The 11,718-nt window shown below is 46.9% G+C and carries 18 protein-coding genes and 2 pseudogenes; 17 read left to right on the forward strand and 3 right to left on the reverse strand.

Annotation, left to right across the window (positions count from 1 at the left end; translation table 11 throughout):
• Both QCD69_RS22030 and QCD69_RS22035 read left to right on the forward strand, forming a co-directional pair.
• Positions 1-1,205, forward strand: a 1,205-nt coding sequence (locus tag QCD69_RS22030) for a VENN motif pre-toxin domain-containing protein (RefSeq protein ID WP_301253513.1), incomplete at its 5' end; no start/stop codon positions are given.
• On the forward strand, positions 1,205-1,744 hold the full coding sequence (locus QCD69_RS22035) for a hypothetical protein (protein ID WP_301253514.1): 540 nt from the start codon (positions 1,205-1,207) through the stop codon (positions 1,742-1,744). The genes QCD69_RS22030 and QCD69_RS22035, both read left to right, overlap by 1 nt.
• Positions 1,745-1,789: 45 nt before the next feature.
• Here QCD69_RS22035 and QCD69_RS22040 read toward each other — a convergent pair whose 3' ends face one another.
• Positions 1,790-2,023 carry a SymE family type I addiction module toxin gene (locus QCD69_RS22040; protein WP_301253527.1) on the reverse strand — a complete coding sequence of 78 codons (234 nt, stop codon included), beginning with the start codon at positions 2,021-2,023 and terminating at the stop codon, positions 1,790-1,792.
• Positions 2,024-2,074: 51 nt separating this feature from the next.
• On the opposite strand from QCD69_RS22040, the gene QCD69_RS22045 reads away from it, so the two are divergent.
• Positions 2,075-2,272, forward strand: a complete 198-nt coding sequence (locus QCD69_RS22045) for a hypothetical protein (RefSeq protein WP_301253515.1) — start codon at positions 2,075-2,077, stop codon at positions 2,270-2,272.
• Positions 2,262-2,531 carry a hypothetical protein gene (locus QCD69_RS22050; RefSeq protein ID WP_301253516.1) on the forward strand — a complete coding sequence of 90 codons (270 nt, stop codon included), beginning with the start codon at positions 2,262-2,264 and terminating at the stop codon, positions 2,529-2,531. The genes QCD69_RS22045 and QCD69_RS22050 overlap by 11 nt, the downstream gene beginning before the upstream one ends.
• 70 nt (positions 2,532-2,601) lie before the next feature.
• Here QCD69_RS22050 and QCD69_RS22055 read toward each other — a convergent pair whose 3' ends face one another.
• On the reverse strand, positions 2,602-2,715 hold the full coding sequence (locus QCD69_RS22055) for a SymE family type I addiction module toxin (RefSeq protein ID WP_301253517.1): 114 nt from the start codon (positions 2,713-2,715) through the stop codon (positions 2,602-2,604).
• Between the two features lie 214 nt (positions 2,716-2,929).
• Between QCD69_RS22055 and QCD69_RS22060 the strand changes: the two are divergent.
• The 13 genes and pseudogenes from QCD69_RS22060 to QCD69_RS22120 all read left to right on the forward strand — a co-directional run.
• Positions 2,930-3,328, forward strand: a pseudogene (locus QCD69_RS22060) (hypothetical protein); the annotation flags it as partial.
• 5 nt (positions 3,329-3,333) lie between these two features.
• On the forward strand, positions 3,334-3,720 hold the full coding sequence (locus tag QCD69_RS22065; protein ID WP_301253519.1) for a CDI toxin immunity protein: 387 nt from the start codon (positions 3,334-3,336) through the stop codon (positions 3,718-3,720).
• A gap of 31 nt (positions 3,721-3,751) precedes the next feature.
• Positions 3,752-4,183 carry a hypothetical protein gene (locus QCD69_RS22070; protein ID WP_301253520.1) on the forward strand — a complete coding sequence of 144 codons (432 nt, stop codon included), beginning with the start codon at positions 3,752-3,754 and terminating at the stop codon, positions 4,181-4,183.
• Positions 4,184-4,189: 6 nt separating this feature from the next.
• Positions 4,190-4,468 carry a hypothetical protein gene (locus QCD69_RS22075; RefSeq protein ID WP_301253521.1) on the forward strand — a complete coding sequence of 93 codons (279 nt, stop codon included), beginning with the start codon at positions 4,190-4,192 and terminating at the stop codon, positions 4,466-4,468.
• Entirely contained in the window at positions 4,468-4,929 is a 462-nt protein-coding gene (locus tag QCD69_RS22080; RefSeq protein ID WP_301253522.1) for a hypothetical protein, read from the forward strand. The genes QCD69_RS22075 and QCD69_RS22080 overlap by 1 nt, the downstream gene beginning before the upstream one ends.
• Positions 4,925-6,295: pseudogene (locus QCD69_RS22085) on the forward strand (VENN motif pre-toxin domain-containing protein); the annotation flags it as partial. The gene QCD69_RS22080 and the pseudogene QCD69_RS22085, both read left to right, overlap by 5 nt.
• A gap of 7 nt (positions 6,296-6,302) precedes the next feature.
• The gene (locus tag QCD69_RS22090) at positions 6,303-6,647 is read left to right on the forward strand and encodes a zinc ABC transporter substrate-binding protein (protein WP_441004993.1); all 345 of its coding nucleotides are present in this window, start codon (positions 6,303-6,305) and stop codon (positions 6,645-6,647) included.
• A gap of 99 nt (positions 6,648-6,746) precedes the next feature.
• Positions 6,747-7,655, forward strand: a complete 909-nt coding sequence (locus tag QCD69_RS22095; RefSeq protein ID WP_301253523.1) for a toxin C-terminal domain-containing protein — start codon at positions 6,747-6,749, stop codon at positions 7,653-7,655.
• Positions 7,656-7,658: 3 nt separating this feature from the next.
• Complete coding sequence (locus QCD69_RS22100; RefSeq protein ID WP_253454573.1) at positions 7,659-8,096, forward strand: hypothetical protein; 438 nt, start codon at positions 7,659-7,661, stop codon at positions 8,094-8,096.
• 438 nt (positions 8,097-8,534) lie between these two features.
• Positions 8,535-9,500 (forward strand): VENN motif pre-toxin domain-containing protein, encoded by a 966-nt coding sequence (locus QCD69_RS22105; protein WP_301253524.1) that lies wholly within the window; start codon positions 8,535-8,537, stop codon positions 9,498-9,500.
• Positions 9,490-9,738, forward strand: coding sequence for a hypothetical protein (locus QCD69_RS22110; RefSeq protein WP_125289627.1), 249 nt, complete (start codon positions 9,490-9,492; stop codon positions 9,736-9,738). Before QCD69_RS22105 ends, QCD69_RS22110 begins: the two co-directional genes overlap by 11 nt.
• 222 nt (positions 9,739-9,960) lie before the next feature.
• Positions 9,961-10,743, forward strand: coding sequence for a VENN motif pre-toxin domain-containing protein (locus tag QCD69_RS22115; RefSeq protein ID WP_367317873.1), 783 nt, complete (start codon positions 9,961-9,963; stop codon positions 10,741-10,743).
• A 194-nt stretch (positions 10,744-10,937) separates the two neighbouring features.
• On the forward strand, positions 10,938-11,303 hold the full coding sequence (locus QCD69_RS22120) for a hypothetical protein (protein ID WP_301253525.1): 366 nt from the start codon (positions 10,938-10,940) through the stop codon (positions 11,301-11,303).
• Positions 11,304-11,360: 57 nt separating this feature from the next.
• Here the strand turns inward: QCD69_RS22120 and QCD69_RS22125 are convergent, their stop codons facing one another.
• Positions 11,361-11,567 carry a hypothetical protein gene (locus QCD69_RS22125; RefSeq protein WP_301253526.1) on the reverse strand — a complete coding sequence of 69 codons (207 nt, stop codon included), beginning with the start codon at positions 11,565-11,567 and terminating at the stop codon, positions 11,361-11,363.
• Positions 11,568-11,718: the final 151 nt, after the last annotated feature.

An 11,718-nucleotide genomic window follows, 5' to 3' on the forward strand; every position in this document is an offset into this window, starting at 1 on the left:
CGGGCGGTTCGGCGCTGGCGGGGGCGTCAGGCGGCGTGGCGGGCGAGTATATCGCACAGCAGCTCTATCCGGGCGTTGACTGTGCAGACCTGAGCGAGGAGCAGCGTCAGACCATCAGCGCGCTGGGGACGCTGGCGCCGGGGCTGGCGGGCGGGCTTGCCGGGGACAGTGCGGGCAGTGCGGTGACGGGCGCGCAGGCCGGGAAGAACGCGGTTGAGAATAACCTTCTGTCCAATAAGCATGGCGTTGAAAATCTTGATGACAGAAGCCGTGCGCTTTATGAGAAGTTAAAAGCTGCCGGTATAGGTGGCATGGATGAGCTTCAGGTGCGATTTACAGCCTGCACGGACGGGGAGTGTGAGCGCAAGGTTCGTAATGAATATCGTCAGCAGGAGAAAGCGGCGGGAGAAAAGCTGCTTTCAATGTATAAATCCGGGGCGCTGACATCAGATGATTTCAATCTGCTGGTAACGGATTATGCCAGTACCATGCTGGCAGGTGCAAAAGAAGGGCAGCTTGACTCTGGTTACAGGGGATTCCTGGGAGATATTTACTCGCAGACGGGTATTGACTGGACGCCCATGGGCGTTATCGGCAACCCTTACGTTGCAGCGATTAAAGGCAGCCAGCAAATCGCGGAATGGAAGTCGCAGGGATTAAGCGACGAGAAAATTCACGACCTGGCGCTTAAAAATGACGTTATTTCATCGACGCTGTCGCCTGTTGACGTTAATGGCGTGATGAACCTGCTGGATAACGGGGCATCCGGACAGGATGTGATAAAATTTGCGTCCGGGCTGGCGTTCAATAAAGTTGTAAATGGTAAGGCTGAATCGGCAGCGGTAAAAGCTAGTGCTGATATAGTTAAAACAGGGACTGTTTTTGATTCAATTAAAGCAACTCAAACTGCAATACCAGGGACATCTATTCCAAAGTCTTTTGAATTAAACGTTAATGGGAAAACTGTTTGGGTGAACCCAAATGCAACTAAGCATATGGGTGAATATTTAACACGAAATGGGTTGTCTCACAGTACAACCGAAGGAAGTCAGGCGATGCTGACCAGGCTTCAGAGTGCTATTAAAGATGCATCTTCGCAAGGGTTTAAGTTTAACGAAAAAATGCAGGTTGGACGTTGGGGGTTAGTATTTAGCCAACGACCAACAGATCCTTATCCAGTATTAAAACATGCGTTGTATAAATAATGAAATTAACTGTTAATAACGTAATTAATGAGACGGGAAGTGTAGCCATTACTATTGATGGTTACGTTCCTGTTGATATCAAACTCATTGATAATAAAAAACTTCCTCCTTTGTATTGGCGAGTTGGAAATGGCAGTAAAAGTTTGCTTGAATTGGCGGTGTTACCAGAAAACAGTTTTTTATCGTCTATAACATTAGTAATGATAGAACCAAGATCAGTCCATAAAACAGAGTCTATACGAGTAGATTTATCAGATAGTGTAGATGGGTTTCCTGTTGTGAATACAGAACTATGGGAATACTTAGGAAATGAGGATTTTGGTCATAGATTTGTTGACGATTTTAGTCTTGACATTCAAGCAATCATATCCAGAGAGTCTATTTTATTAGTAATTGGTGAAAATAAAAAATCAACTAGCTGGATAAAATGTAGTGAGAATTTTTACCTGGGAATAGATGATAAAAGAAATATCGTTAATTTACTTTTGGACAAGTTAACGCAAAGTGACATAGAAAGTTTTTTTGAAGCAGTGGGTTAGTTAGAAATCCCGGCCACCGCGCCGGGGTTTTACTTTATAAACCAGTCAGTTATCCGTTTTGGCCTGTGGTCTGCTGATCATCTCGATCAGCTCAGTCACCTGTCGCTGCTTACGGGCCGACAGCTTACAGACCTTCCTCAGCGTCTGCATAATCTCCGGTTCAGGTGGCGCTGCCGGTTCGCGTGCCGTCAGTGTAAGACAACCGCTCATAACCCGCACATTAACCGGCGTCGCGGTTGCAAATCCCATCACTTCCAGCCAGCCACCTTTAAGCTTAATACTGGGTGATGACCGGAATTACTTCGAATTTAGTCGGGACCGATCCGCGCTTTGTTAATCAGAGTCACATCGCCGAATCGCACGCAGCAAAACGTGCTGGTGCCGCAGGTCTATGCGAAGGTAAAAGAAGGCGATCTTACCGGCGACGGCGCGTTGTTCGGTGGCGGTAGCGTGGCGCTGAATGCCCAAAAGGATATTACCAATAGCGGCACTATCTACCCAAACTTGGATTATTTTAATGCACAATAATAAAGAGCTTTATGCTTGCAGAGTCTGTGGAGCCATTCAGACGGATCTACCCTGGGGTGATACAGGTCAGGATGCGAGCTTTAATATATGTGATTGCTGTGGCGTTGAATTTGGTTATGAAGATGCCACCCTATTGGGCCTGAAACGTTATAAAGATAAATGGTTATCTGACGGAGCTAAATGGAATAATCCGAAATTTAGGCCAAAAAACTGGTCCCTGGACGAACAGCTTAAAAATATTCCGATCGAATATCGTTAACAAACAATCCCGGCCTTACGTCGGGATTATTTTTTACCAGCCAGTTACTTCTGGTCTGCCAGACGGATGGTTAGTTACCTCGGCCCGGTGAGCACCTCCACCTCCGTCCGGTCTCAAATCCCGTCTCTTCCAGCCAGTTACCCTTAAGGTTAATGCTGGGACAGCGGCTGTAATAGGTGGTCATATCGTTGCGGTCAGCGTGACGGATAGCGGATTACGCTGCTGACGCAGCAATGGCGCTAGCGTCGTGCGCGACCGGGGACAGTTACTGCGACAGGGCATTAAGTGACCTGTCTGGTAAAAATCAGGCAGTGGCGGACAGCGTTAAAGCCCTGATGAGCAGGGATATCTGGCCAGCAGTAGCCGACACGATCAAACAGGCATCTGAGAGAAATCAGGCTGCACTGGAAGCAACGGGCGGGATGCTGGCCGGGATTATACTGCTGGGTAAGAAGGTTCCGGGATTCGGAAACCGTATTGAAACGGTGCTTAAAGCTGAAAAGAATTGGGAAACTGCTAGAAATAAAGCCATAAATATGGTTGGTGATTTAGGTGCTGATTCAAAGCCTGTTATTGGCCGATTGGAATTGAGTGCTGGTCATGGAAAGGTTATTGGTCGCCAATCCAGCGATGGCAAGGTAGGCTGGCGTGTGGATTATGATCCAGAGAAAGGAACACATATTAATATGTGGGATTACTCAAAAGGTAAAGGTCCTGGTAAGGCAGTAAAAACCGTCATACCTTTTGAAGGTAATGAAAAAGCTTCTGAAACTATATTGAAACAGCTTAATAGGTAGAAAAAATGACTTTGTTTGACGAATGCAAAGAAGCGTTGCTTGTTGATTTTAATATAGTTATTGGGAGCGAAGAAAGAAAAGCTATCGATATGCTTTATAATTATCCCGTTGCCGCTGGAGGAGTTTTGTGGAAGGAGATTAAATATAGTGATTATGATGATTTATATGGTGTCTTAAACGCGAACTTAGTAAAAAACCACGACGTATTTGTCTTAGCAGATGATGCAGATATACCACTATTCAGGACAAATATTAAGCTGATAGCGGAAAACGTTTATGATGTTACAGCATTGTCACCAAAGTTATTTATTTATAACGATGAAATCATAATACATCCGTTATTCCCATCAGAGAGTTTTCGCGTTGGACTAAGATCTGACAATTTATGTTGAGAATGATAATCTGGCAAGTGCACTTGGCGCTATGGAAGCGCAAAAGAAAGGCACGATAGCGAAATACGAAGCCGTGCAGAAAGCTATCTGTGAACAGGATCAGGCTGCCTGTACCCAGATGGTGAAGGATGTTGGCGGAACCGGACTGGACTTTGTACCGATTGTTGGTGATATAAAGGGTTTTGCGGAAGCCAATACGGCGATAGATTATCTGGCGGCAGCGATAGGGCTGATACCGGGCGCAGGAGATGTGGTAGGCAAGGCCATCAAGGCTGCCGAAACGGCGTTGAAGAAAGGGGATGTTGCTGAGGCTTCGAGGCTGATTAATAAGGCCTGTGATGAAATTAAAGTCAAGGCGCTTGATGTTGGTTCATATAAAGAACTGAAAGCACGCGAAGTAGTTGGTGACGGCTTAGAACATGATCATATTCCGTCTTTTGCTGCTCTAAAAAAATCCAAATAAATAGAGTTGGGACGCCCACTTACTGATGCAGAAACAAAGAATATTTATCAAAATGCTACAGCAGTTGAAGTTCCAAAAGATGTTCATCAGGCAGGCCCTATTTATGGTGGTAAAAACACATCATCGCAGGTAGAACAAGATGCAATTAACCTTTGTGGCGCAGAATGTCGTGATATTGATTCATTAAGAAAGAATATGTTAGAACGGGGATATGATCCTGAGCTGGTTGATGATGCAATACAGCAGATAAAAGAAAGAAACCGTCAGATAGGGGTAATCAAGTAATGCCTGGATGGATAAAAATCATTGATTCTCTTGGGAAGTTTGAAAAATCAAGCGAATTTATAGAACTGAATGACGCTATTGGAGAAGTTCCAATTTTATCCGAGGCTCCTGCGGAGCATAACGATCCTGTAGGCCATACGAAGTATTATAAATATGTACAATCAGGACTGGAAATTGGATTAAGAAAAGGAGTGGTAAATCATATCCATTTTTACTTTGATGGTTATGAAGGCTATGCCTGTTTTCAAGGGGAACTACTGTCTGGCATATGCTCAGGTTGGAATGAGAAATCAATACGGCATATGTTAGGCGAACCTTCCGCAAGCGGCGGAGGAAAATCAGATATGCTTATGGGTTATTTAAATCGCTGGATTAAATATGACAAAGAAGGATATGCTTTACATCTGCAATTTGATCAAAGCGATAAGCTATGCAGAACTAGTCTTATCTATTTAAATTAATAAAATCTTCGACAAGGAAAAGGAACGTAATCGGCTGAAGGCGGCGCAGCTCGTTGCTGAGATCGGGGCGCAGGTTGGCGATATCGCCAGAACCGAGGGCCAGATAGCCGGGGAAAAAGCGAAGCGTGACCCGGCAGCGCTTCAGGCGGCCAGAGAACAGCTTGCGGGTTCCGGTAAGACGTTCACGGACGCGGACGTGGCGAAGCAGGCCTACAACAACGCGATGGCGCCGTTCGGCACGGGAAGTGCACTGCAACAGGGTATCCAGGCGGCCAGCCCATACCTGGCGGAGCAGATACACGTCCTGACGGAAGGCAATCCGGAAGCGAAAGCGATGGCCCACGCGGTTGTCGGGGCGGTAGCGTCTTACGTGTCCGGCAACTCGGTGCTGGCGGGCGCAGCGGGCGCGGTCAGCGGCGAGCTGATGGCCGGGCTAGTGATGCAGCAGCTGTATCCGGGTAAGGAAGTCAGCGACCTGACGGAGACGGAAAGGCAAACCATCAGCGCGCTGGGCACGCTTGCTGCGGGTCTGGCTGGCGGCGTGGTTGGTGACGGTGCGGGGAATGCTGTTGCGGGGGCGCAGGTGGGGAAGAATGCGGTTGAGAATAACTGGCTGAGCGCTACACAATCTATTGCCTTCGACAAAGAATTGTCGGATTGCCGTAAATCAGGCGGTGACTGTCAGGCCGTTATTGATAAGTGGAAGCAGGTGAGCGATGAGCAAAGCGCAGAAACCGACCAGAAACTTCAGGACGATCCGCTGGTAGTTCAGGTATGGGATAAGGAAGTGGCCCAAGGGGGTTATGATATGGCAGTGCGTCCCGGCTGGCTGGGTAAACTGCCGGGTGTGGATGCGATGACCAGTGAGGAAGCCAAAGCCTACGTCCAACAGTGGAACGGTCAGGATCTGGCGAAGATAGATGTAAACAGCCCTGAGTGGGTAAAATATGCGGCGTTTGCATCAGATCCTGAGAATCAGGCAGCATTAGCTTCATTGGGTAAATTGGGCGATGATCTTTTTAAGCTTGCTAAGACAACTGTTTCGAATATAGCTCAAGGTGGAGTATCGACAGGCATAAAGAGCATGCAAACAGGGTTGAGAAACCCGCAGCAAGTAGACCAGATAAAAAATGACATGACGTCAGGAAATTATAGGTTTAATGCTCCTGAAGGCCGTATAGCTGGGTATATAGATAGTAAGGGAAATTATTATATATCTGAAGGTAACCATCGGATGGTGGCTGCTCAGGAAATATATAAAAAGACTGGAGATAAATCTTACATAGATAAATTACTTCAAAATGGTTCATGGACTCAGACAAAGAATGCTCCAGCAGGAGCTAAATCTATGCCGACAAGGAAATGATGATCTTATGGAGAATGATATCCTTATGAAAAAAAATGAGATATATGTAAAAATGTTATCTCTTTCTCTGCCTTACATCAGAAATATTCAGTCATTGGATAAAAAAGATAAAGGGCGTGACATATCGTGCTACTTTGAAGCTGAATTAGTACATAATCTAATGCATACACTGCTTATCTCAGACTTCGTTGAGCATGATTTATGGTTCTTAAATAATCAAGCGAAATACTATTTTGAGAAATGCAGTGAAGACATATCACCTAACTATATTCAACACGTTAAATATATAGAATCATTATTCAAATTGGTTCCTGATGAATTAAAGTCTAAGCTACAATGGCAAGGCCCTTGATAAAAATCGCAGCCCTTACGGCTGGGATTTTACTTTCTGGACCCGAAACTGCTGGCGGCAGCGAAGACGCAGCTGGAAGAAAAAGCGCGGCAGAACGGGGTGAAAACGGCGCCCGGCTACGACGATATAGCGAAGCAGGCTTACACTAATGCCATGGCGCCGTGGGGAACGGGCAGCGCCCTTCAGCAGGGCATCAGCGCGGCGACGGCGGCGGCCTCGGCGCTGGCGGGCGGGCTTGCCGGGGACAGTGCGGGTGCTGCGGTGACGGGCGCGCAGGCCGTGAAGAATGCGTTGGAAAATAATAATCTTCTCCAGCCACCAAGGGCTACGCCTGTACCCGTTCCGGGATTATTATTGAGTCCGGGTGACAAGGTAGTTCAGAATGCGAGTAACAAAATTGCATCCGAGCTGGATAAGACTCTGAAAAGGTCAGGAACTGAGGCGGATACTCCGCCGATCACTGATGGTCGTGCAATCGTTGAAGCGCGTGATGATGCTGCAAAATCCCGCAATCCAAAAGTGGCGCATAATCAGCAGCATCAGGATGGCAGTAGTAACAAAACGGAAACTGCGCCGGTGAATGATGATCTGACCGGCGGAAAACTGGTTAATCCTTTTCATGATGAAAATAAAGGAACGTCACTGGTTACGCCGGATCGGTCTGGTGAGCAGGGACCAGGCAATACCGGGAATAGTGATGGTCTGCCGGATACGGGAGGCAATACAACGGTCACGCCGATTCCTGAGTATAATAAAGATGATTTAGCTTATTTGGCCCTAAGAGGAAAAGAAGCTCAAGAAACTGCCAGTAATTTAGGTTTTGAACGAAAAATAACCGCTCCTAAAGCGCCATTTAATTCTCCTGGGCAACCAGTATTCTTTGACGGTAAAACGTATATCACGCCTGATGTTGATAGCCATAATGTTACTAATGGTTGGAAAATGTTTGACCGTAAAGGAAAACGTATGGGGACTTATGATAGTGATCTAAAACGAGTTAAGGACTGATATATGTTTGGTATTTTTCCTGAAAGTGAAGCAGTATATGTCGATGGCGAGTGCGTCTTGCCAGCATCAATAATAATTGATGAATTTTCAGAAATGATGAATATACCTCTATCTTACTGGAGTGTTAATGACTACAAAGTTAACTGGCTAAGTTCACTTGAAGAGGGGCTGGCTAATAAAAAACATGCAGCTTTAGCTGTTTCAATGTATGAGCCAAACAATGCGAACTTTATATTTACTTGGGTGTTGTATTTTTTGGAAAGTAATGTTTTCGTTCAAAATATCATTTTGTTTTTAGATGACTGCCCCAGCTTTACTCCTGAAACTATAAATGATTTTATTGAGCCGCGAACAACGCATAATGAAGAAGGTATGAAAATATCAGAATGGGAAACTGATTTAAAAAGTGTTTTAGATTTCTACCATAGTCTGAAACGCTAATAAAACCCCGGCTATCGAGCCGGGATTTTATTAATCTCATATCAGTTACTTTTTCGATCTGTTAAGACCCTTTTGAAATTAAAGATTTTCTTGGGGGCTGAGCCGGGAATTTCTGACAGCCGCTTACTCCGAAATGCGCCATTCCAAAGTTCATTCCTAGACCTTGCGTGACGCTCCCGCGGTATGGCAATTGCCTGGATAAACTCTGAGATCTTCAGCATGCAGTCAGATAACTTCTTACAGATTGGTTTCTGTATGTTTACCACTTAAGGCTCTACTTGAGATACCTGCAGCGGCTCATGTGGACTGATTATCAGCCTGCCCTTTATCACCCGCTCGTAAATCAGTGTTTCCTGCACAAATCTCGCCTTTGCTATTGAATGCCTGGCGGAGCAGATACATACGCTGACGACCACGAAAGGCCCGGACGGCAAAGAGGTGGTGAACGTTCAGGCGAACCTGATTGCGCACGCGGTAGTGGGCGCGGTGATCTCATACGCGTCGGGTAATCCTGCACTTGCGGGTGCTTCTGGCGCGGCGATGGGCGAGTACATCGCGCAGCAGAGGTATCCGGGAGTTAAGCGTGAAGACCTGAGTGAGGAGCAGCGGCAGACCATCAGCGCGCTGGGCACGCTGGCTGCGGACCTTGCGGGCGGGCTTGCCGGAGACAGCACGGGCGGTGCGATAACGGGTGCACAGGCCGGGAAGAATGCGGTTGAGAATAATGAATTGTTTAATCTACCCTCAGGCCTGAATAATTACGGCCTTGCACAGGGTAGCTTAATGACAAATACAGATAATCAGGTCGATGAAAATGGGAAAGCACTCCCGGGCATGACATTGCAAGATAAAGCAGTTCTTTCGGCAGATATGGCTAAAGGCAACCTGCCTGCCGGTCAGAATCCGGCAACAGGATTGTTAACGGCCTGGGGGGCAGGGGTGACGACGTTTGTGGCGCCGGTGTTACTGCCAGCCACTGCGACAGCTGAGGCGGTGATGGGCGCAGGTGCGATAGGCGGCACAGCTAACGTGTTTAACCAACTAAGTAGTGGAGAGCCGTTCAGCGCCACGGATGCACTGATTGCAACCGGTGTCAGTTCTTTAACGCAGGGTAAAGGATTCTGGTTCACTGAAGCAGCGAGCGTTGCCGGTGCGTATGCGGGAGCCAGGCTGCAGGGTAAAAATACTTTAGCACCGATGATTGGAGCAGGTTTAGGGATACTGGGGGGCGCAGCGATAGGTAAAAGAGTGGAGAAGGTGCAGGACACAATCCCTCAGTTTACAATACCTAAAATAACAGGGGTAGTCGCTGAATCTGCAGGTTCTGAATATCTCGGGAGTTCCACACGAAATCTTGCTGAAAAAGTTCAAAGAAAACTGGAGAAAAGTAGTAATGCAAAATAATAAAATTAAAATTTTATTATTGTTAGTGGTTTTATGGGTGGTTGGCCTTTTTACTTTTCTTGTAGGTGGTCGATTACTTATATCTTTAGTATCCTATTGTTTAGTTGATGATTTTGATTTTGATAGAAATGACTTGATTAGAGGGTTGGAAATATCAATCGGATGCGGGGTTATTATTGGTGTGGGGCAGTTTCTCATGTCGAAAGAGAAATCAGCCTCACCAACAGACTACAAGTAAAATATGCTAATGCTGGCCAATCGATACAGGATGTTTTTTAACTGACGATTGATGCTTGGTTAGTTACAGGCCTGTCAGCCCTTTGTGTCAAGTCGTTTAGAGAGAACGGGTTGAGAGGCAATAGTGCAGAGATTGGCCAGTGTCAGCCAGAGGGGCGGCTGTACCTTATCGGGTGAAAGTCATTCACGATATGGCACCCACGAAAGGCCTGGAAGGCAAAAGATGGTTAAAGTGGAGACCAACCTGATAGTGCACGCGGTACCGGGTGCGGCGCTGGCGGGAGCATCAGGCGGGGCGAGGGGCGAGTATATCGCACAGCAGCTCTATCCGGGGGTTGACCGTGCAGGCCTGAGCGAGGAGCAACGTCAGAACATCAGTGCGCCGGGGAAGCTGGCGGCGGGGCTGGCGGGCAGGCTTGCCGGGGACAGTTCGGGCAGCGCGGTGACCGGGGCGAAGGCCGGGAAGAATGCGGTTGAGAATAACTCGCTGAGCGGTGACAAAGCCCGTGAGACGGTGAAACAGGTCGCTGAATTCCTGAAGGATCAGGTCAGGAATAAGCTGGGTGAAGGCACAACCTCTTCCATAGCGAACGCAATTATTAACGGCCTGGCTGATACCGGTGATGCAGCATTAGGCTCAGCGGATTATGCCGCAGATGCGGCTATGGCGCTGGCATCATGTGCAACAGGTGACGGCTACTGCGACAGGACATTAAGTGACCTGTCTGGTAAAAATCAGGCAGTGGCGGACAGCGTTAAAGCCCTGATGAGCAGTGATACCTGGTTAGCAGTAGCCGACACGATCAAACAGGCATCTGAGGGAAATCAGGCTGCACTGGAAGCCACGGGCGGCATGCTGGCCGGGATTATATTACCAGGTAAAAAAGTTCCACATGTGCCAAACTCCGGAGCTGTAGGGAATATGGGTGAGTTCTTTAAACAGTCTGGTTTTTGTAACCTGGCAAAAGAAATTTCGCAGAAATCTATCCAGGTATTCCAGGGGTAAAGTGTTTATCAAGCTAAAAATGCTATTGGTGAGCATATTTCCAGAGGAGATAAATATTATCTGGATGGACTGCATAAAGACCATATTGAAGTTTTTAATAGCAGAGGAAAAGTAAAAGCAGTACTTAACCTTGATGGGTCATACGATCAGAAAAAAACGGAATCTGCAATTAAAGAAAAGCGGAGGTTTCCAAAATGATAAATATTGATTCCTTGGATGAGTTTAGCCGTGAGTATCTGATTTTTTTAAAGAAAAAAGCAGGTAATAAATTGCGAGATGAGAATCTTTATCTTGCCGACGATTATTCACTTGTCGATAGCATTCAAAGGGATGTTAAAAATATAAATCTCTCAGTTGAACTATTTATTAAGGCTAAAAATAGCAATGATGAGTTGGCTATGCGAGCGGCTTTGTTGCACATCAGAAGTTTCATGATGGGAGTATCTGGAGCTTTTTATCAAGCGGTTGAGGATATTGATATTTATTTCAAGATTCCTAATGAGAAACCTTGCCCTGAAGATTATAAAGTTCCCGAACATTATAATTATCCGATTAAGTAATGATGACAAATCCCAGTCAACCGGCTGGGGTTTTTACTTTATAACCAGCCCGTTATCTTAAAGTGGTCCCCACTTAACCAACCCTTCCGGGATCTTCCGTGACCGCTTCTGCAGTGTGGCGAGCACCTGAATAAACTCCTCAATCTGCCGCTGCTTGCGTGCGGAGAGCTTTTTGCAGGCTTTACGCAGCGTGGTCACCACTTCCGGCTCGGTGGGTAGCTCCGGTTGCGGTTCCTGTCTGGTGATAATCATGCAGTTCGGCATTACCCGGACCTTGCGGGCAAGGGCGGCTTTGACGTGACGGTGGGCGACCACACGCAGCTGAACGGCGCGGTTATCGGCTCGACGGCAGTGGCGGACAAAACCGGCTGGATACGGGCACGCTGGGCTTCAGCAGTATTGAAAACCACGCGGA

Source organism: Erwinia sp. PsM31 (assembly GCF_030433775.1).
Taxonomy (GTDB): Bacteria; Pseudomonadota; Gammaproteobacteria; order Enterobacterales; family Enterobacteriaceae; genus Erwinia; species Erwinia aeris.

What these genes read in the sequence shown, in the direction of transcription:
- QCD69_RS22035 (WP_301253514.1), top strand. Translation starts at nt 1,205, where the DNA reads ATGAAATTAACTGTTAATAACGTAATTAATGAGACGGGAAGTGTAGCC.
- QCD69_RS22055 (WP_301253517.1), bottom strand. Translation starts at nt 2,715, where the DNA reads ATGACCACCTATTACAGCCGCTGTCCCAGCATTAACCTTAAGGGTAAC.
- QCD69_RS22065 (WP_301253519.1), top strand. Translation starts at nt 3,334, where the DNA reads ATGACTTTGTTTGACGAATGCAAAGAAGCGTTGCTTGTTGATTTTAAT.
- QCD69_RS22125 (WP_301253526.1), bottom strand. Translation starts at nt 11,567, where the DNA reads ATGCCGAACTGCATGATTATCACCAGACAGGAACCGCAACCGGAGCTA.
- QCD69_RS22090 (WP_441004993.1), top strand. Translation starts at nt 6,303, where the DNA reads ATGGAGAATGATATCCTTATGAAAAAAAATGAGATATATGTAAAAATG.
- QCD69_RS22120 (WP_301253525.1), top strand. Translation starts at nt 10,938, where the DNA reads ATGATAAATATTGATTCCTTGGATGAGTTTAGCCGTGAGTATCTGATT.
- QCD69_RS22070 (WP_301253520.1), top strand. Translation starts at nt 3,752, where the DNA reads ATGGAAGCGCAAAAGAAAGGCACGATAGCGAAATACGAAGCCGTGCAG.
- QCD69_RS22050 (WP_301253516.1), top strand. Translation starts at nt 2,262, where the DNA reads ATGCACAATAATAAAGAGCTTTATGCTTGCAGAGTCTGTGGAGCCATT.
- QCD69_RS22100 (WP_253454573.1), top strand. Translation starts at nt 7,659, where the DNA reads ATGTTTGGTATTTTTCCTGAAAGTGAAGCAGTATATGTCGATGGCGAG.
- QCD69_RS22115 (WP_367317873.1), top strand. Translation starts at nt 9,961, where the DNA reads ATGGTTAAAGTGGAGACCAACCTGATAGTGCACGCGGTACCGGGTGCG.
- QCD69_RS22110 (WP_125289627.1), top strand. Translation starts at nt 9,490, where the DNA reads ATGCAAAATAATAAAATTAAAATTTTATTATTGTTAGTGGTTTTATGG.
- QCD69_RS22080 (WP_301253522.1), top strand. Translation starts at nt 4,468, where the DNA reads ATGCCTGGATGGATAAAAATCATTGATTCTCTTGGGAAGTTTGAAAAA.